Origin of the sequence: Flagellimonas yonaguniensis (assembly GCF_029193885.1) — a bacterium.
GTDB lineage: Bacteria > Bacteroidota > Bacteroidia > Flavobacteriales > Flavobacteriaceae > Flagellimonas > Flagellimonas yonaguniensis.
On the sequence record NZ_JARFVB010000005.1, the window covers coordinates 249,536 to 269,032 of the forward strand.

Genomic DNA, 19,497 nt, shown 5'->3' on the forward strand with positions numbered 1-19,497 from the left:
AAATTATTTAGTGAATGGCCATTTAAAACAACTTGGAACCTATCTAACTATAGTTCTTTAAAATAGATGTACTTAATGTTAGGATAAGATGTAACTTTATGTCAATCAAGTAATGCCAAAACAAACAATTTACATATTATCACTTTCCTTGTTGGTTATGTGGTCTTGCAAAAAAGACGACCAAAGTTCACAACAAGTCAACCTTTTGTTTACCGAAAATAATTTAGCAGGAGATTGGAAAAGAATTGCAGAATTTAGAGGACAACCCAATGATTCATTGGGCATATTGGAGCCCTTGGAAGATTTGTTTGCCCAATTCGAAAATTGCCGAAAAGATGACATTATCAGATATGTTAAGGGCGACGAGCAAGAAGATAACCGCTATTTCTGGGGAATCGGGGCAATTGCCTGTCATAGCCAGATATCAAAAACTTTCACTGAAATTGGCACTTGGTCTCTCGAAGAATCAGGAAAACTGAGCCATGTTAATTTTAATACAAGTGAATACCATATTGTAATTCAATTAAATGCCCAACAATTACTTGTCAGAACTGAATCGGATAAAAACGAAAATGGCGAGACTACGTTCGAATTTACGGAGTATGAACGCATAAGATAGCTTTTATAATAATATCCAATTGATATTACTTGCCATAATGGGATATAGAATTGTCCTTGAAATTGGCGATGAAAAGCCTTCCCTTGTCAAAGTGAATATCTGTTGGATAGAAAATGCCTTCCTTTAATATTTGCAGCAACTTTCCTTGATAATCAAAAATTAATATCCGGCTATTTTCTTGGTCGGTGATGGCTAATTCATTAGTGCTCAAAGCAATGCCGGAGGCCACATTCATTTTTTCATTTAAGCCGATAGTCTTGATGTGGTTTCCATCAAAATCAAAGACCTGAACCCGATGGTTGTACGCATCGGCCACGAATACCTTACCATCCTTTAGTTTTACATCTATTGGATAATACAATTGGCCCTCATTATGGCCTTGCTTTCCAATAGTATAGCTATAATTTGGTGTCTGAACGATGATACGATGGTTATAGAAATCGGCTACCAGAATGGTATCCCCATATACAGAAACACCCGCCGGGGCCTGTGGTCGTTTGTTGATTTTCAACGGACTGGTTTTACCTTTTTTATATTGCCAGATGGTGTCGGTCAAGAATTCGGGTATGTAAAGTGTTTCCTTATCCATATGGATGTTCATCGGCCGTTGTATCCCCGTGATGGAATCCAACACCTTTCCATTCAGGTCGATTTTATACAAGCGGAAATAATCCGGATCTGAAAACCAAATGGCCTCCTCGTCCTTGGCCAAAGCCAAGGGGCGGGCTTCTTTGGGAAGTATAATTTTCCGTTCGAACTGCCATTGTTCTTTCGTTCTTTCACAACCAGATGTGAGAAGAACCAAAGCAAAAACCGAAAAAATGAATAACTTTCTAAAGTTCATACCAGTAGTTTAAAATCATAAGAGCAAGAATCAGCAAGGTAAATGTCCAGAGAAACCAAGTGTTGATAATGCGTTTCCTTTTGTCGTTTTGGCAGGTTTCCTCTCCACTGCATTTTCTTGAATTTTGAAAATTCCTTAAATGGGCGAACCCAAGGGCACCGGCCGAAAAGATGGTCAGAGAGGGTTGGGCAGGATGTACCCATTCAAAAGTTGAGCCCAAGAAACCAAATCCCGCGCCGACCGATAGCAGAGCAGGCAAAAAACAGCATATCAAGGGAAGAAGGACGGCAACCAAGCTGCTTCCCAATACCATTTTGGAAATAGTCTTCATAAAACCTATTCGATTTTGGTTAGTACGATGGACCATTGGCCAGAGAGGTTATCATCTTCCTCATCCTGTACCGTTCCGCTTATGGTTGCTGTTCCAACGGTTAATTTTTGTAACAACGCCTTAGGAGTATCCTGCGATACCGAAAATCGTTCATTAGCGGTCTCAATGTACCATTGGCCATCTTCTTTCGTTGCGTTTCCAATTAGGGTCACTTCAGCTTTTTTTGCCGAAAAACCGTTCTTTTTTACCTCTTCCTGAATGCTACGTAATTTAAGTCCGTTCTCGGCAGCCAATCCCATATATGCCTTTCCGTCATTGAGGCTGACACGCACTTCCTGAAGCCCATCCATCTTTTTCAGTCCCCGCTCTAGGCCATAGGCGCAAGGGGCGCAATCCATTCCATAAACTTCTTGGTCAACTTTGGTAATTTGCCCCGATGCTGTGCCAATTCCGAATAGACCTATCATCATAATTCTAAATATATTTCTCATTCTATACATTTTTAAAATTCTTGCTTTATAACCAATAGCTTAAGTTTATGGCCAATCGATACCTTTCTTTCACTGCCCCAAGTGTCAAGTCCTGTACGACCGGAAACATCGCACCGAACGATATTCCCCAAGCACCATACAGTCCAAGAAAAGAGGGCCCGACCAGTATTTTTGTACTGCGCGAATCTGTAAAGTCCATTTGCCCCTCAAATTTATTGTCGCCGGGGAATTCGGCCAGCGATTCGATAAAGATGCGCCAATCGGGCTTTGGGTAATCCCCCATAAATATATTGGGGCGATACCCCACTACCGCACTGGCGTAGGGCAGGTCGCCCAATTGTTCGCCACCTTTCTTAAAATAATATTGATAACCACCCCCAATCCATCCATACCATGTGCGCGAGGCATAGCCCGTTGAAATGGCCGCATGTACCGAGTTGCCCACGTTGACCTGTCCCCTGACATCATCGGTTGGTGCAGAAACACCCACGATGGCCGTGGACTCAAAACGCTTTCCCACCCCAAAAGCATTCGAGAAAAAACGGTACCAAAGAGAAGCCTCAATATCACCGTTGGCGGGCATATTGCTATTGCCCCTTGTCCTTGGTGCATCACCCAACCGTTCTATCATCGTGGGGGTGGTCAGGTTGATCTGCAGGTCTTCCGTAATGCCATAGGAAAACAGATAGCGGAGCATATAAGACGTTTCATCTTCCGTGCTCAAACTCATACTTGCCACGTTCAAATCTACACCACCTTTGGCCAAAGTCGGTGTCTGCAAACCATATAAAGGGCCGTGACCCTGGGCCATCGCCATTCCTGTTACGGCCAATAGCAATATCAATAGTAGATAGCTAATGTTCAGCGATATTTTCGGGAATATTTTGCGAATCATACTTAACCGTTTTTTAATTATGATTGTCCAATTCCTGCTTCCATCAATCTTTCCTTGGTAATGGCCGAGTCCTTACAGCAGTCCAGCAATTTGCCGTTCACTATCACAGCGGGAACTTTCTTTATGCCGTATTCATCCAACTTATCAAGACAAATCTTGTCTTCACACTGCTGGACCAAATCATAGGTCGTTACCTCACATTTATCACAAGCCAATTCCCTGATCATTTTGACCACCGGGTCGCAGACTGGACAATTGGCCGTAAAAACTTCTACTTGACGTTTCATTCTTTCAATTTTAATTATTCATAAATCGTTTCATTGTTAGTAAATCATAACAACAGTTTAAAGGTAGAATGGTGGGTGGGGTGGTCTCCAAATAAAATTTCAAAAAAAATGACCCACGTTTCGTGGGCCATAAATGCTATGCTAATTGGAAGGATTCAACCATTTTTGTATGCTTCAAGCTTGGCCTTGAGCACATCGATTTCCTTCATCTTTTCAGTTAGGTTGTCCAATTCCAAATCTGGAAACTGTTTTCTTATAAATTCGATACGGTCTTCATTGCCACAATTTCCGGGGCAGGCCTTGACAGTTTCGGATATTTTTATGGCCAAAGCTTTTCGATAAACTTCGTCCAGTAACAGAAAATGGGCTTTATCCAATCCTTTCTGTGCTGCCTTGAACTGTATTAAAATCTTCTCTGGGTCTGTATCTTCATCGAGCATTTTAATGAGGCCACCAATTTGCCCATTGATACTTTGCAACCTCGTTTTTATGTCCTTGCTTAAATCTCGTGGTATCATCGATTTTAAAATTTTGGCAATATATAATTGTACTGGGGGTGCTCTACAAATTTATCCTGAAATTATTCAACAACAACCAGAGCCTTCTTGTATTGGTGGGCAGGCTACCGTACCATAGGAACAAAATACACAACAATCCCCCTCTTTCGGCTTTAACAGGGCTTTGCAATTATTGCATTCGTAGAAAAATTGGCAGGCCGTTGTGGGCATTTCTTCCTCTTTTTTAAAACTGCACTTAGGGCAGGTAATGGTTGAATTTAAAAGGATTCTCTCGTAGTTCATATTATTTTTTCTGAAACAGGTTATAAATAAAATTTTGCTCTGTTTTAAAAGGGGTTTTATGAATTTTTTCAAAGGATTCCAATAGGGTGAAATCTACTTTAAACAATTCCTTTAGTTTTTCAGGAGAATATTGGGTAATCTCCAATCCACTACATCTTTTTGGCCCGGTGGTCGAAAAAGTTGCCAGTATAAAATACGCTCCCGTCTTAAGGGAACGACCCAGTATGTCAATATACTTTAAGATATCTTCTTCCCGTGTGAAGAAATGAAAAGTAGCCCGGTCGTGCCATAACTCAAAGTCTTGGGTCGGTTCAAAATTCAATATGTCCGAATTTATCCACTGCACCTTTGCGGCTGACTTGCCTAATTTTGATTTGGTACGCTGAAGTGCATTTTCTGAAATATCAAGAATGGACAGGTTGTTATAGCCATTTTCCAACAAATGACTTATAAGGTTTGAGTTCCCCCCGCCAATATCAATAATTGAACTATCTTTGGGTAAGTCAAGGGAAGCTATAATATCCAATGAAGTCGAGGGTTTCCCTTCAAACCAACTTACTTCTTCATCACTTTTTCCGGTATAAACCTCTTCCCAGTGCTTTTTAGTGTATTCATCACTTTTCATAAATTTTGATAGTTTGTTAAAGCATATAGGGAATATCCGAGGATAATGTTGGATAAGAAAAAATCATCGTCCTTAAATCGTTGATTCTCATCTTGGTCTTTATCGCTATTGCGAACAAATTAATGGTTTCCTCGGCGTTGGGACCAATTAAATGTGCTCCCAGTATCGTATGATATTCTTTATCGACAATAGTCTTAAAGGCATATTCCTTAACATTCAACCGCTCTGCGTTGAACCAATTGCCCACCTCGTTATAATTGACCTGATATTCGATTTTTTGTGATTTGGCCTCTGCCTCGGTCAGACCTACGGCTGCTAATGTTGGCAAAGTGAAAACCACGGAGGGCATCGGTGGATAGCTCACTTTTTTCGTGTTCCCCTTGATGATATTCGAAGCTACAATATGTCCTTCCATAACGGCTACAGGTGTCAGGGGCAGTCCTTTTGAATCTGTCGCATCTCCGGCCGCATAAACATTTGGGTTCGATGCGCTTTGAAGATATTCGTTGACGGCAACCCCTTCTTTTGAAAAGAATATTCCGGACTTGTCCAGCTCCAAATCAAAAATTGCAGGCTGGCGACCGGCCGAATTGAAAACGGTTTCCGTTCTAAATGTCATTTCTTTACCGTCGGTAGTTCCTGTAACTGTATAGTGGTTATCTCTCTTTTCGATTTTAGAAACTTCGGTCGCTAGAACCAGTTTTATTCCCAATTCCTTCGTGGCATTTATCAAGTGTACTACAATATCCTGTTCAAAGTTTTCCAAAGGTCGTTTGCCCCTATGTACAATAGTTACATCGGCACCACAACGGGCGGCGATATGTGCAAATTCAAAGGCGATGTAACCTCCGCCAATAAAGAGCAGGGATTGGGGCAGCTCCTTTAGATTGAGGAAATCGGTACTCGAAAGTGCCAAGTACCCACCTTCAAAATCCAGTACCCTTGGTTTTGCGCCCGTTGCAATCACAATCTTGTCGGCTTCGATAGTATCTGTTCCCAACTGTAGGGTATTTTTGGACAGAAATTTTGCCGAAGAATGATAGGTGTCTATATCATTATGCCTGTTTCCTTTTTCTATTTTGGGCGGCATTTCGTCAACAAAGGTCTGCTTGAAAGCCATTATATCCCGCCAATTGACAACGGGAACCGTATCGATACCCTTTCCTTTTAGGCGCATAGCAGAATCCCTTACTTCGGTCGCACCGATGATTACCTTTTTGGGGTCGCAACCTCTTAGCGCACAGGTTCCACCATATGGCAATTCATCCGTAATGCCTACCCTAAGGCCTTTGGAAGCACATTTATTTGCAACGGTCATCCCTGCCATCCCAGAACCGATAACAAAGACATCGTACTTTTTCATCTACTCGTTTTCTTTATTTTCACCATCGATTACTTTATAACCTGTGCTGTTAATGGCCTTTCGGATTGCGACAAAATCGGTTTTGGTTTTATCATATTCCACTACGGTATTCGCACCTTCGTAACTTGCCTTGACCGATAATATGCCACCCAGTTTGTTGACCTCGCTCTCTACGTGGGCTTCACACCCTGCGCAGGTCATTCCCTCAACATTAAAAGTGTGCTTTACAATATTGGATTGCGAGACATAGACAATGTCCTTACTGGGCTGTGCATAAAACATATTGGAGTAATATGGAAATGCCAGCATCAATCCCGCGAAAACTGTAACTATTAAAAGAAAGCTTTGGGATTGCCAAAAGGAGGGTTTTGCATCATCCTCACAGGCACAGTCAATTTCCTCCTGTGTTTTTGGTCGTAGTTTCTGGTACCAGGCAAAGACCAAAACGAGTATAGTGATGCCGATAAGATAAGGCCGAAATGGTTCCACCCAAGAAAACGTGGATGCGATTCCACTGGTTCCGGCAATCAATGCCAAAACTGGGGTTATACAACATATTGATGCCGCTATGGCCGTCAATATTCCTGCATAGGCGACCTTGTTCGAGGTTTTTCCTGTTTCCATTTTATGCTACCTTTTTGTTTTTCTGAATTTTGGTAAATACATTGTCCAATACTTCGTTATGATTCTGGACCAATGAATAATACAAGATTTGCCCTTCACGTCTCGAAGTAATCAATCCCACATCCTTCATTTTACGGATATGCTGGGAAATCGCAGGGACACTCATTTCAAGTATATCGGCAAAATCGCAGGGACAAAGCTCGCCTTCCTCATTTAACAGGAATAGTATCCTTAATCGCGTTTCGTTACCGGCCAAGGCTAGCACTTTGCTGATTTCGACAATCGCCTCTGAGTTTGTTCCCAAGGTTTCGCGACAACGCATTAGCTGCTTTTGGTCGGCCTCGGCGCGCGTACAACTTAATTCAAGTGCCATAGTACTGTTTTTGACAAAGATATATTAATATAATTATTTAAGCAAATACTTAAATAATATTATCCATCGATGCTCTTTTAAAATCACACCTTACTTAAGTACATTCTACCCGATATGAAATCAAAGCAGCTATGTAGAATATTTTATTAAAAATAGGTGCTGAATCCAAAATACCATGTAGCCGTTCTTGAGGCTGGATTGTTAAGAATATCCTGTTGCCGTTGGTATCTGTAGTTGATCCTTAGAACGGTCTGTGGCGTGGGCCTAAAGCTTAGTGCCGGTGTTATAGCGAACAGGTCATCCCCAATATTCGTATTGGTTTGGGCAAACTTGCCCATGTTGTAGTCCACATAATCCGTTCTGAGCGACAGGTTGAGTACGGCATCTTCCCAGTCCAATACTTCGGTCTTTAGTACCGGTTGAACAATATCCACAAAAAAACCAACCTGCCGATTGCCAAACTGCTGGGTAAAAGTGTCCGGAACATCAACCCATATATAGGCCATTTCACCAATAAACCTTGTTCCCGTTTTTTTTTATGGCAGTATTTAAATCCAGCGCAAGAACATCTGCCCTTCTTGATTTTGTATCAACCTGAAGCCCATCAACTTCTTTCCTGTTGTATGCCCCGCCCATATAAGAAATGCCCAATTCCCCTAATTTTCTGTGCTTGATGGCGAACTTTCCATTGAGGAGCGCATTGCCGCTAAAATTCTCCTCGAAACGCGAGGAATTCTCCTTGACTGCGGCCAAAAATGTCCTTTCTTCCTCATTATCTATAATGCTTGTATCAAAGCCATTGGTGAGGTATGCTTCATATCCCAAGGTCCAAGCTCCCTTATATGCCTTTCCATATATACCAAATCCGGCATTGGAGAAAGTGGCGGGCAACAAATTGGTGCTGACATCTGGCCGTTCGACAAACTCCCATTTTGGACCGTCGTGGTTTTGGTTAAAGGATCCTATTGGATTCAGTACGATACCTCCCCTAAGATTCAACAAGGGGTGCAAGGAAATGTCCATTGAGGCGAATTCAATGGCAATTTCCTCTGTCCCGTTTTCAAATTCCAATTCGGTCAAAAACTTAATGCGCTTTGAAATAGAAGCCGAGACAAAAAGGGTCAATCTTCGGGCCTGAAAAGAAAGCCCCTCCGACAATCCGTCCTCAACACTGTAAATTGAGTTCGCCTCTAGATAACCACCCAGATTGACTGGAAATTTATCGAAAGTCAAAAACGGACGGTCATAAACCGCATCCATATTCATCGATTCCTGAATACTGTCCCTGTCGCTAGTTTGCGAGCTTAGGGTTGAAACGCAAATGTTCATTAAAGCAAGGGCTGCATATATTTTATGAGACATGCACATAAATATTTTCATTATCGGCGGTTGTTTCAAATGATTTTAGGTTTTCTTCGGCCGGCCCTTCTAAAACCCTGCCTGAACGGTCGAACTCACTGCCATGACATGGACAATTGAATATGCCGCCGCCAATGTTGAGTTCACAGCCCCTGTGGGTACATTGCATCAAACTGGCCAGATAAACATTGTTTTGTGTTTTGAAAATTCCGATGGGGTATCGCATGGAATCGCCCTGGATGACCACGAAATCTCGTTCAATCTGCTTTCCCCCTTTCACCTGCTGAAACTCACCCTTTGAAACTCGTAGCACTCCTCCTTCTTCAACAAAGGATGCATAATACAGGCCTGCGCAACTACTGAGTAAAGCGGAGGAAGCTGGCAGGACTGCAATCAGATATCCAAATTGTTTAATAAAATCTTTTCTATGCACCTATAGGGAATTAATGAATTTTATCAGTTGTGATTTTTCTTTTGGGGTCAGGGACACATACCGGGCTTTTGAATTATCGGCCTCGCCGCCGTGCAATTCAATAGCCTCTTCAATGCTCGAAGCCCTTCCATCATGTAACAGGAACATTTGCCCCCCTTGGGAATTGGCCGATAAACCGATTCCCCACAGCGGTGGGGTTCTCCATTCCGAAGTCTCGACAATTCCTTCGGTGAATCCATCATCCAATTCAGGCCCCATGTCATGTAACAACAAATCCGAGTAGGGATGAAATTCCTTAAAGGATAACGATTCAATTGGGGAAAATCCTGTGGTCAACTTGGGGGTGTGACAGACAGCACATTGTACCGATTCAAAGAGTTCTTTTCCAGCAATGACATCGGGGTCTGCTTGATTTCTGGGAATTGGTGCTTTTAAGGTTTTAAGGTAGAAAACGACATCGTTCAAGGTCTGGGTGCTTATTTCAGGATCCTCTTCAAGTCCACTGAACGGGTCTATAGGGTCATAAAGGGATGTAATTCCTATGTCCTGGTTATATGCGCTGACGCTTTGGTGCAACAAATCATAACTACCCGCTTTCTTTCCAAACCTGAAGATATAATTGTTTCCCTGGGGAACACTATTATTCCGAATCTTGGTGAATTCAGGAGGAATATTGTAGTGAGGCCTTCCACTAATACCGTCTTGATTTGCATCAGAAGGGTCTGCGAGAGCCAAAATATCCGTGTCAGGGACAGCATCCAACAAACCCAATCCCGTCACTGCCGGAGCGACCAAAATGGAAAATGGGAAGCCGTCTGGCACGGTCTCCGGTTCAAAACCCGGTATGGCTTTATTTTGAATTTGATTCCTGCCATCACCAAAGGATAACATCGAGGGTAAGTTCAAGTCATTGTTACCGAACCTGATAAGTTGATTGAAAGGATGACCCTTTCCATCCCCTGAATGGCAACTTGCACAGCTGGTGCCAACAAACAAGGGACCAAGGCCTTTTTCAACGGTAAAAACATCATCGTTAAAGGCAATATCCCCGGCTAAAAAACGCTGTTGCTCACTAACGGACAATCCATCCAACGGCCCATCCAATAACTCAAACTCCATAGGTTCTTCGGGGCCGAAATTTTCACAGCCAAGTAGAGCGATTAAGGACAGGCCAATGTAAAATTGAATGATTTTAGGCATTACTATATTTATATTTTTGTAAATATAAATATATTTTTAGTTTAGTCTAAATTTATTTATAGTAATTTGCCAAGAAGGAAGTGTTTACATCTTAAAAGGGTTGTTGATTTAATTATGCAAATCCTGTGCTATCGGATATTGATAGTTGGCTAGAATAAAATACTATATTTCGATACTTACTATTCCTAAGTCCATTTCATCTTCTGCAACCGCACCGCATTCAATATCGCTAACAACACCACACCAACATCCGCAAAAACGGCTTCCCACATCGTAGCCAATCCACCTGCGCCAAGAATAAGCACGATAATTTCGCATAGTAAGCTATACCTAATATTTACTAGAGCAGCACATAGGTAGAAAGGCTACTTAACTATCAGCAATGGGGCCTTAGAGGCATACAACATTTTTTTTCTTAGCCCCTTTTTGAAAAGTGCCTCAAAAAATCCGTGTTCCCTATAAAGCAAAACCAATAGGTCAATTGGGGTTTCAGTCAAAAATTCATCGATACCCTCTTCGGTTTTGTCTTCCTGAATAACTGTAAAAGACCATTGCCTAGGTACAAGAAGTTTGCCAAATCTTTCACGAATAAATGCTTTCTCCAGCACCCTTTCCTGTTTGTCCGCTATATGTGCAAAGTGCAACTGTGCATTATAGTTTTCCAATAATCTGGACAACATTTCAAAATCTATTTTATTATCCATACTATCCGTATCCACTGCGACCCCGATACGCTTATATGCAGTATAGCTGGCATCTTCAGGTACGGCCAGTACCGGACAAGGTGCCTTTTGTGTCACCTTTTCGGTAACGGTTCCAATAAAAATTTCATCAAATCCCGAAGACGCACCCTTGGTACCCATAACGACAAGACTGGTATTCATTTCCTTAGCCAGGCCAGAAATCATATCGACCGTTGCCCCGAAACCGACCATTGCTTGAAATTTCAACTTGTCCAATTCAGGAAAGCCCCTTAGAAACTTATCCAATTTTTCTTTATTGATTTTCTCTTGTGATGCTGTGGTATCTGTTACATTGTGTGCCATAGTTGCCATGCCGATGGGCGTACCTGATGGATCTACCACTGAATAGGCGTGGACAAAAACCAGTTTTGATTTCAATTCTTGTGCTAGCCCTATTGCGTAGCTCACCGCATTTTTTGAAACCTGTGTGTAATCTACAGGTATTAAAATACCGTTATCTTTCATATCATTTTGTTGTTATTGATTTGACTCCATTAATCTTTCTTTTTAGGTTTAATTATTCAATTGAAAAGCAGGAAAAAACCATATAGAATTGAATCTAGAAAGGCAATTGTCAGCACCGCAAGGAACATTGCCACAAATACCAACAGGCAATACCCTTTCTCCTTTCTGGTTTTCACTTTCCTGTTTATTGAATTACCCTTTTTTTCCTCTATTCTCCGCTTTCTCCTTTCCCGTGACATAATATACTGTGCTTTATTTAAATCAACGCACCAATGCTATCCCCTAAGGTCATAAAACCATTCTTCTGCACCTTTGATTCCCTCCGTAATGGGCCTTCTCACGAGAATACCCATTCTCCTTTACCAATTCTTGCGCAATTTTGAGGGCCTTCTTCCGAACTGACGGCTGTAAGCCATCAAGATTTGTTTTGAAATCTTCAAATGTCCAGTCCATATTCTATACTTTTTTTAGAGCTTTCGCCCTTCCATTTCTGCTTTTACAATGCCGCGTTCAAGGGCTTCCTCCTTGGAACATAGGTTTGTTCAATAGTATTCTTCAGCATACTTTACGGCCAATTTGCGGATGTTTTCATTCAGCATATTGAGCCTCATCGAGCAATCTTTAAAAGTTTATTTTTCATCTATCAAAAAAGTTTCAACACGTAAAAAACCATGACCAGTAAATAGGCGATATACGTAGCGTCAAACACAATAATCTGCCACTTTGCGAAACCGTGTAGTCCCTTGCTTTGATGCACAAACAATGTGTAAAGCAGCGGCATAAGCCCGACAAAGGCCAGGTTGACCTAGAACAGTTCAAAGTCCTCAATGGGGGTGGTTACCAAAGCCAGCGGAAAAAATGCCACCGTCATCGTTACGGCATTGTCTGCAATAACACTGGTGGTGCCCGCTGTCACCTCGCCCCCTTTTACCACGCTCCAGGTCTTGAATATTTCCGGTGCCGTGGTCATTATGCCCGTGATGAAAAGGCCTCCCACGATTTCAGAAATATTTAGGGCAGAAACAATATTTTCGGTCGCCTTCACTATGAAAAAAGCGCCAACTGCTATCGCAAAGGCCCCGGCAATCGATAACCAGACCTGTTTTTTGTTCCATTCTACTTTTTTGCCCTTTTCCTTGCCTTTTATGATTGCGTGGGTCAAGAACGCAGCATAGGCCGCCAGCATAATCCACCCGTCCACAGGTTGCAGGCCACGCCAGGGCTTTGGCAGAGTTAAAATGGCCACAAGGGCGATAATGCCCAGATAAGGAAGGGACAGTACGGAAACCGAACGTTTGTTCAACGCCAGAATGTTTTTATCAAGATGTTCTTGATGTTCCTTGTTGTTCTTGAATTGTTTCCTGGAAGCAAAATAAGCTATGGTCACCATCAAGGGAATGGAAATAATATTGGAACCCAATAAGTTGCCCAGGCCAATATCGGAAACGTCCCGTGCCGCACTGGTTATATTGATGGCAACTTCAGGACTGGCCGTTACAAGGGCAAGAAAAGCGGCTCCAGCGGATGCGGTAAGCCCCCATTGCTTGCGGAGCAACTTTAAAGGAGTCAACAATCGATCCGCACCCCAGTGTGCTGCCCAGGCCGCTAGGCCCAAAACGAGTACCCATGGCCATATGTTCATAATTCTGTCATTTTAACATTTCTCTCTTTGCTAGGTTCGATATGGATGTGCACGTCAAGTATCTCGGAATATGACCTGAACAATCTCTCCTTTACTTTGTGTGCAATATCATGGCCCTCGGTCACAGTTAATTCCCCATCGATCCAAATATGCATATCGATATGAAAGGCCGTTCCCATCTTTCGGGAATGGCAGCGCTCTACCCTTACCACTTCAGGAACGGCTTCGGCCAGTCGGATAACCTCATTTCGAAATTCGGGCTCAACAGCTTCGTCCAGCAACTCCCTTACCGATGACCTAGCTATTTTATAGGCATTGAACAGAATAATGCCCGCTGCAATGAGTGCCGCGAAATCATCCGCTATCTCAAACCCTTCGCCACCGATCAATGCTATGGAAATCCCTATAAAAGCGGCTATCGACGTAATGGCATCACTCCTATGGTGAAATGCATCGGCCTTGACGGCCGAACTATTGATTTCATCACCTGTTTTCATGACATAGCGATACAACGCCTCTTTCGTGAGGACAACAAATACCAGTATGAAGAGTGTGAAGGGTGCAGGAGTTTTGTGGGGTACCAGAATATGGTCGATGCTGTCCCTTATGATTATACCACCTGCAATGGTTAGGGCTATGGCAATACCCACCGCCACCAGGGCCTCTATCTTACCGTGTCCGTAGGGATGGTTTTCATCCGGTGGCCTTGACGACCATCTCAACCCGGCCCATAATAGTGCGGATGTCAGCACATCCGCCCCGGATTCGATCGCATCGGCAATAAGGGCATAAGAATGCCCGAACACCCCGCCCAAACCTTTGATCAATGCCAATAATGCACTGATCAAAATACCTACGAGGGTAGTTTTGAGTCCTATTCGGGATATGGCATTTGGATTCCTTTCCAAAATCTTTCTTTTGCTATTTCTTTTCTTCCCAATACGTTATTTGGACAATTTTAAAATTCTAATGGCTCCTCGCATCACAAAGGCAAATACAATACCGCCTATGACCAAATCGGGCCATTTACTGTCTAAAAAATAAACCAGCACCCCTGCCAGTATTACCCCGCCGTTCACAATAATGTCGTTTGAGGTAAAGATGGCACTTGCCTGCATATGCGCTTCCTTGCTTTTGGCCTTGTTTATCAACCATAGGGAAACGAGGTTGCCGATAAGGGCGAAAATGGAAACGATAATCATCCATTGGAACAAAGGGGTTTCGCTACTGCTCAAAAACCTTCTCACGACTTCCGAAAATCCCAGCAGGGCCAAGGCCATTTGAAAATAGCCACTGAACTTCGCCACTTTCTTTTTTCTGGAAATAGCGCCGCCTACGGCAAAAAGGCTCAATGCGTACACAATGGAATCGGCCAGCATATCTAGTGAATCCGCAATAAGGCCCATCGAGGAAGAAATCCATCCCGTGGTCATTTCGATAACGAAAAACCCAAAATTGATGTACAAGACCCACCAGAGTATCTTCTTTTGTTTGGTCTCGTCTTCGGCAATAGGTGTTTCCGCCTTTTCTGTTCCCAAGAGTTTTTCCCCCAGCTTTAATGCACCCAATGCCACATTTATTTCTTGGGCATTCCCCTGATGGTACACATCTAATTTTCTTTTCGGAATGTCAAAGTCCAGATATTTGATTTGAGGATTTGACTCCAGTTTCATCCTTATCATCTGTTCTTCGGAAGGGCAATCCATTTGACTTACCTTAAAAGTGCTTTTGTTTATAGTGGACATTTAAATAATCTGTATTAAATTCTAAGTTTGGTGTTTTAAATCTTTACTTATTATGGTATTCCATATATTTTTCCAAAATCGATTTTAAGCTCTCCAAATAATCAGCGAACGATTTATAAGTCAGTTTTGCTTCATCATCTATGGGAATAGTTATGGGATTCTCATCCAAATAGCGATAGAGTTCGGGATATTCGTGTTCAATCCTTACTGTCAATTCGTTGATTTCTTGGGTTAGTTTTTGAATTTTCCTCATCTTCGTTTTTTTATATTTTTATATATGCAACGCCCTGTCTTCGGTAGCGGCCAAGCAGGCTTCCTTAAAGGTTTCTGAAAATGTGGGGTGTCCGTGGGACATTCTGGCAATATCTTCTGCCGCTGCCCTGAATTCCATCGCCACGACAGCTTCCGTATAACTATCGGCTATGCGCGGACCTATCATATGCACGCCCAAAATCTCATCGGTTTCCTTGTCTGCAATCACTTTTATAAAGCCGTCAGTGTCCATACTTATCTTGGCCCGTGCATTGGCCTTAAAGGGAAACGAGCCCGTTTTTATTGCTCTTCCTGCTTCTTTAAGTTCCTCTTCGGTACGTCCTACACCGGCCACTTCGGGCTGTGTATAGACAATGTTTGGTATGAGGGAATAATTGATATGCGGCTTTTGTCCCGCAATGCGTTCGGCCGCAAAAACACCTTCTTCACTGGCCTTATGGGCGAGCATCGCCCCACGGACTACATCTCCAATGGCATAGACCCCTTTTACATTGGTCTCCAGGTTATCATCTACTTTTATTTGTCCTTTTTCGTTGGTTTCCACTCCCACGTTTTCAAGGCCAAGACCTGATGTAAAAGGTTTTCTCCCAATGGCCATCAGGCAATAGTCTCCTTCCAACTGCATTTCCTTGTCGTCTTTCCTGTTCTGTGCCGTAAGGGTTACTTTATCATCTGCTGCCAAAGCTTTTGTGACCTTGTGTTCCAGATAGAACTCGATATCTTGTTTTCTTAGGGACCTGTACAATTGATGCCCTACGGATTTGTCCATTGTATAAATAAGCCCATCAAAATACTCTACGATGGAAACCTTTGAACCTAACCTGGCGAAAACCGAACCTATCTCGACCCCAATGACACCACCTCCAACGACCATCAAGTGTTTGGGGATTTCTTTAAGGGCAAGGGCTTCCGTAGAGGAAATAATCCTTTTTTTATCTATTTCTATGTTGGGCAAGGATGCAGGTTTTGACCCGGTGGCGATGACCATTTTATCGGTTTCTATGGTTTGTGTTTTGTCCTCGCCCTTAATTTCAATGGTGTTTTTGTCCTTGATGTTTCCGTGGCCTTCATAAACGGTAACCTTGTTCTTTTTCATCAGGTAGGCTACCCCGTTGATGATTTCCCCCACGACGTCTTGAACCCTTTGGTTCATTTTTACAATATCTACATTCGCCTCCTTGACATCAATGCCGAAATCCTCGAATTGGTGTTTGAGCTTGTGGTAATGTTCCGATGCTTCCAGCCAGGCTTTTGAAGGGATACAGCCCACGTTAAGGCAAGTGCCGCCAAGGGTACTGTACTTTTCGATTATGGCCACTTTAAAGCCCAGTTGTGCAGCACGTATGGCACACACGTAGCCACCTGGACCGGAACCAATAATTGTTATATCATATTTTTCCATAATTGTATTTTTTTGGTTAAATAAGGTGGAAGAACCTTGAACTTGACTCTTGGGCGCAAGGGTTCAAAGTTCTGGAACTCCCACCTGTTATTTTTCCTTACATTTCACGCATATCCCTTTTAATACCAAGTTGACATCGTTTATTTTATAATCATCTGGCAAACTTTCTTCTGGTATTTTATTTGGCAAACAGATTGTTTTCTTACATTCGGTACAATGAAAGTGCAGATGTAAATCTGAACCATACTTACCTTTAACGTTTTCATTAGAAATCGCAAATTTTGCCACTCCGGTTCCATCATTTATCTGATGAATAAGTCCTTTATTCTCAAAAATCTTAAGGTTGCGATAAAAGGTCGTTCTGTTTGCTGTCTTATTGGTTTCGCTCTTTTCGGCAAAGACCTTTTTTAAATCGGAAAAGGACACGGCACTTTGCTTCCTTCTCAGATACCTGTATATCTTGGACCTCATTTGAGTAGGGCGAATACCGTGACTTGACAATATTTTTTCCGTTTTGTTCATTTTTTAATCTTGATTCAAAGGCAATCTCCTTTATTGAATTTATTTTTTGTAGGCGAGCAAACGCAATGCATTGACCACCACTACCAACGTAGAGCCCTCGTGAATGGCCACGGCTATCCCTATACTTGCCCAACTCATAATTGTCGCAGGAATTAAAAGGGCAACAACCCCCAAGCTAACCCATAAGTTTTGCTTGATTATCGCCTTCGCTTTTCTGCTCAAACCGATGGCAAAAGGCAAGGTTTCCAGTTTGTCTGCCATTAGTGCTATATCTGCGGTTTCTAAAGCCACGTCGCTTCCCGCCGCACCCATTGCAATACCAACGGTACTGTTTGCCATAGCAGGGGCGTCATTGACCCCATCACCTATCATTGCCAGTTTATTTTCCTGTTCCGCAAGTTTTTTGATGGCCTCCACTTTTTCTTCGGGAAGCAGGCTTCCGCGTGCTTCGGTCAACCCAATTTCCTCGGCTACAGCGTCGGCCACTTTCTGGTTGTCTCCGGTAAGCATTATCATTTTCTTGATGCCTATTTCCTTTAGTTGGGCAAGGGTCTCCTTGGCTTTTTCCCGTGGGGTGTCCATCAGCCCGAGCATCCCTATAAATTCATCGCCCCTTTTTATTAGCATCGTGGTCTTTCCTTCCCCTTCAAGAGTTCTTACCTTTTCTGATACATCGCTGGGAACGCCCTTATCAATACCCTCAAAAAGCTCAAGATTGCCTATGTAAATGGAATCCCCTTGATAGTTTGCCTTTATGCCCTTGCCTTGTACGGCCTCCAAATCATCGGCATCGGGAATTTTGGCGTCCTTCCCAAGCCGTTCCATTCCGTCACGTACAACAGCCTTTGCCAGGGGATGGTCGCTCAGTTCCTCAACCGCAATAGCAATTTCCAACAGTTCATTTTTATCTATGTTGCCAAAACTTTCGACATCGGTAAGTTTTGGTTTTCCTTCGGTAAGTGTTCCCGTTTTGTCAAAAGCGAGAGCGGTAAGTACCCCTAAGTCTTCCAAGGGGCGACCGCCTTTTATCAAAACCCCGCCTCGTGCTGCTCTTGCCACACCACTCAATACAGCAGATGGCGTAGATATAGCCAAGGCACAAGGACTGGCTGCCACAAGTACCGCCAGGGAACGGTACAGGCTTTCATTCCACGTTTCATCAATGACCAGGAAAGCAGAATTCAATAGTATGACCAATAAGATTACCGATGGCACGTAGTACCGCTCAAACTTGTCGGTCAATAATTGTGTGGGCGATTTTTGGTCCTGGGCCTCTTGAACCATAGTGACCAAGCGGTTGAGGGTAGAATCTTTTGCCTCTTTAATCACCTTTATTTCGAGGGTGTTGTTGCCATTGATGGTTCCTGAAAAAACACGGTTCTCGTCGGGAATATCGCTTTTTGCTGTATATTCCTTATCGGGATTTTCTATTGGTGTTTTGTCCACAGGAACGCTTTCCCCAGTAATGGGTGACTGGTCTATACTACTATTGCCCTTTACAATAACACCATCAGCAGATATTTTACTGTTTGGGCGTACCACGATGATATCACCTATCTGTAACTCTTCAATACCTACTTCAACAGTATCGCCATCCTTCTTTAATAGTGCGGTTTTAGGCGCTAGGTCTGTTAACGCTGCAATGGATTTCTTGGCCTTGCCCATCGCATAGTTTTCAAGTGCGTGACCCAGACTGAAAAGGAAGAGCAACAAGGCACCTTCTGCCCATTCACCCAAATAGGCGGCTCCTGCAGCTGCGACCAGCATCAGGAAATCGATTTCAAATTCGCCTTTGGACACTTTGGTAATGGCCTCCTTTAGGGTAAAATAACCTCCAAAAAAGTAGGCTGCAATATAGAGCCCAAAAGGGATGTTAGCTGAAACCCCTGAATACTTTTCCAACAGGAAACCTGTTATTAGTGTGACCCCACTTAAAATTGCAAAATAGAGCTCCGTGTTTTTGCCGAAAATGCCACCGTGGTCGTGATTGTGGCCATCGCCTTTGCTGTGTTTTTCCTTGTCTTTCATATTATTAATGGTTTTGTTATCGTTAATTAAGATTTAATCCACTTTTGGGCTTGTGATTTCTCGGAAATATCAAAAAATTTAACTTCAGACTTTATGAAAAAATCAGTTGCCTTCGCGGCCCATTCCTGCCATTTTTTGTTGCCCACAAAGGCCATCTTGCCATAATCTCCCAAGTGAGCCGAATCAATCTTTAGGTCTTCCCAAAAGCCTTTAAGGGTATAGCCTTCAAAATCTTTCATTTCAAAATAGAAATCCACTCTATGCCCTTTTTCTATGATGTTGTGGATAAGCGGATGCATCTTTTCCATATCCTTTTCTGTAAGTCTTCCACTGATTTTAGCGGCAATTAGGTGTTCCTGTTCCAAGTTTATTATCTGTACCATATTTGTATATTTTTTTAAATCAATCTAATTAAAACAATTGTGCAACGGAA

General features: G+C 42.7%; 25 protein-coding genes. 1 reads left to right on the forward strand and 24 read right to left on the reverse strand.

Annotation, left to right across the window (positions count from 1 at the left end; all coding sequences use genetic code 11):
- Window positions 1-112 precede the first annotated feature (112 nt).
- Complete coding sequence (locus PY092_RS10890; RefSeq protein WP_275615866.1) at window positions 113-619, forward strand: hypothetical protein; 507 nt, start codon at window positions 113-115, stop codon at window positions 617-619.
- Between the two features lie 25 nt (window positions 620-644).
- Here PY092_RS10890 and PY092_RS10895 read toward each other — a convergent pair whose 3' ends face one another.
- The 24 genes from PY092_RS10895 to PY092_RS11010 all read right to left on the reverse strand — a co-directional run bounded on the left by PY092_RS10895 (window position 645) and on the right by PY092_RS11010 (window position 19,447).
- Entirely contained in the window at window positions 645-1,463 is an 819-nt protein-coding gene (locus tag PY092_RS10895; protein ID WP_275615867.1) for an NHL repeat-containing protein, read from the reverse strand.
- Window positions 1,453-1,794, reverse strand: a complete 342-nt coding sequence (locus PY092_RS10900) for a hypothetical protein (protein ID WP_275615868.1) — start codon at window positions 1,792-1,794, stop codon at window positions 1,453-1,455. The genes PY092_RS10895 and PY092_RS10900 overlap by 11 nt, the downstream gene beginning before the upstream one ends.
- Window positions 1,795-1,799: 5 nt before the next feature.
- Window positions 1,800-2,285 carry a heavy-metal-associated domain-containing protein gene (locus PY092_RS10905; protein WP_275615869.1) on the reverse strand — a complete coding sequence of 162 codons (486 nt, stop codon included), beginning with the start codon at window positions 2,283-2,285 and terminating at the stop codon, window positions 1,800-1,802.
- A 25-nt stretch (window positions 2,286-2,310) separates the two neighbouring features.
- Window positions 2,311-3,180, reverse strand: a complete 870-nt coding sequence (locus tag PY092_RS10910) for a hypothetical protein (protein ID WP_275615870.1) — start codon at window positions 3,178-3,180, stop codon at window positions 2,311-2,313.
- Window positions 3,181-3,197: 17 nt separating this feature from the next.
- The gene (locus PY092_RS10915) at window positions 3,198-3,467 is read right to left on the reverse strand and encodes a thioredoxin family protein (RefSeq protein ID WP_275615871.1); all 270 of its coding nucleotides are present in this window, start codon (window positions 3,465-3,467) and stop codon (window positions 3,198-3,200) included.
- A 155-nt stretch (window positions 3,468-3,622) separates the two neighbouring features.
- The gene (locus PY092_RS10920; RefSeq protein WP_275615872.1) at window positions 3,623-3,985 is read right to left on the reverse strand and encodes a metal-sensitive transcriptional regulator; all 363 of its coding nucleotides are present in this window, start codon (window positions 3,983-3,985) and stop codon (window positions 3,623-3,625) included.
- 66 nt (window positions 3,986-4,051) lie between these two features.
- Complete coding sequence (locus PY092_RS10925) at window positions 4,052-4,267, reverse strand: GDCCVxC domain-containing (seleno)protein (RefSeq protein ID WP_275615873.1); 216 nt, start codon at window positions 4,265-4,267, stop codon at window positions 4,052-4,054.
- A gap of 1 nt (window position 4,268) precedes the next feature.
- Window positions 4,269-4,892, reverse strand: coding sequence for a class I SAM-dependent methyltransferase (locus tag PY092_RS10930; RefSeq protein WP_275615874.1), 624 nt, complete (start codon window positions 4,890-4,892; stop codon window positions 4,269-4,271).
- Window positions 4,893-4,908: 16 nt separating this feature from the next.
- Window positions 4,909-6,255: a dihydrolipoyl dehydrogenase family protein gene (locus tag PY092_RS10935; RefSeq protein ID WP_275615875.1), complete on the reverse strand. Its 1,347-nt coding sequence runs from the start codon at window positions 6,253-6,255 to the stop codon at window positions 4,909-4,911.
- Window positions 6,256-6,879 (reverse strand): mercuric transport protein MerTP, encoded by a 624-nt coding sequence (gene merTP / locus PY092_RS10940; protein ID WP_275615876.1) that lies wholly within the window; start codon window positions 6,877-6,879, stop codon window positions 6,256-6,258. It lies immediately after the preceding gene.
- Between the two features lies 1 nt (window position 6,880).
- Window positions 6,881-7,252, reverse strand: coding sequence for an ArsR/SmtB family transcription factor (locus PY092_RS10945; RefSeq protein ID WP_275615877.1), 372 nt, complete (start codon window positions 7,250-7,252; stop codon window positions 6,881-6,883).
- 146 nt (window positions 7,253-7,398) lie between these two features.
- Entirely contained in the window at window positions 7,399-7,758 is a 360-nt protein-coding gene (locus PY092_RS10950; protein ID WP_275615878.1) for a hypothetical protein, read from the reverse strand.
- Between the two features lies 1 nt (window position 7,759).
- The gene (locus PY092_RS10955; protein ID WP_275615879.1) at window positions 7,760-8,614 is read right to left on the reverse strand and encodes a hypothetical protein; all 855 of its coding nucleotides are present in this window, start codon (window positions 8,612-8,614) and stop codon (window positions 7,760-7,762) included.
- Window positions 8,604-9,044 (reverse strand): QcrA and Rieske domain-containing protein, encoded by a 441-nt coding sequence (locus PY092_RS10960; protein WP_275615880.1) that lies wholly within the window; start codon window positions 9,042-9,044, stop codon window positions 8,604-8,606. The genes PY092_RS10955 and PY092_RS10960 overlap by 11 nt, the downstream gene beginning before the upstream one ends.
- The gene (locus PY092_RS10965; protein ID WP_275615881.1) at window positions 9,045-10,244 is read right to left on the reverse strand and encodes a di-heme oxidoredictase family protein; all 1,200 of its coding nucleotides are present in this window, start codon (window positions 10,242-10,244) and stop codon (window positions 9,045-9,047) included.
- Between the two features lie 365 nt (window positions 10,245-10,609).
- Complete coding sequence (locus tag PY092_RS10970) at window positions 10,610-11,452, reverse strand: universal stress protein (RefSeq protein WP_275615882.1); 843 nt, start codon at window positions 11,450-11,452, stop codon at window positions 10,610-10,612.
- Window positions 11,453-12,257: 805 nt separating this feature from the next.
- Window positions 12,258-13,094 carry a sodium:calcium antiporter gene (locus tag PY092_RS10975; RefSeq protein ID WP_275615883.1) on the reverse strand — a complete coding sequence of 279 codons (837 nt, stop codon included), beginning with the start codon at window positions 13,092-13,094 and terminating at the stop codon, window positions 12,258-12,260.
- Window positions 13,091-14,002, reverse strand: a complete 912-nt coding sequence (locus PY092_RS10980; protein WP_081894367.1) for a cation diffusion facilitator family transporter — start codon at window positions 14,000-14,002, stop codon at window positions 13,091-13,093. Before PY092_RS10980 ends, PY092_RS10975 begins: the two co-directional genes overlap by 4 nt.
- Window positions 14,003-14,038: 36 nt before the next feature.
- Window positions 14,039-14,839 (reverse strand): cation efflux transmembrane domain-containing protein, encoded by an 801-nt coding sequence (locus tag PY092_RS10985; RefSeq protein WP_121848243.1) that lies wholly within the window; start codon window positions 14,837-14,839, stop codon window positions 14,039-14,041.
- Window positions 14,840-14,882: 43 nt separating this feature from the next.
- Window positions 14,883-15,092, reverse strand: a complete 210-nt coding sequence (locus PY092_RS10990) for a hypothetical protein (RefSeq protein ID WP_121848242.1) — start codon at window positions 15,090-15,092, stop codon at window positions 14,883-14,885.
- 18 nt (window positions 15,093-15,110) lie between these two features.
- Window positions 15,111-16,514, reverse strand: a complete 1,404-nt coding sequence (lpdA, locus tag PY092_RS10995) for a dihydrolipoyl dehydrogenase (protein ID WP_121848241.1) — start codon at window positions 16,512-16,514, stop codon at window positions 15,111-15,113.
- 87 nt (window positions 16,515-16,601) lie between these two features.
- Window positions 16,602-17,036, reverse strand: a complete 435-nt coding sequence (locus PY092_RS11000; protein ID WP_121848240.1) for a Fur family transcriptional regulator — start codon at window positions 17,034-17,036, stop codon at window positions 16,602-16,604.
- A gap of 39 nt (window positions 17,037-17,075) precedes the next feature.
- Window positions 17,076-19,064, reverse strand: a complete 1,989-nt coding sequence (locus tag PY092_RS11005) for a heavy metal translocating P-type ATPase (protein WP_121848239.1) — start codon at window positions 19,062-19,064, stop codon at window positions 17,076-17,078.
- A gap of 26 nt (window positions 19,065-19,090) precedes the next feature.
- Entirely contained in the window at window positions 19,091-19,447 is a 357-nt protein-coding gene (locus PY092_RS11010; protein WP_121848238.1) for a SpoIIAA family protein, read from the reverse strand.
- Window positions 19,448-19,497: the final 50 nt, after the last annotated feature.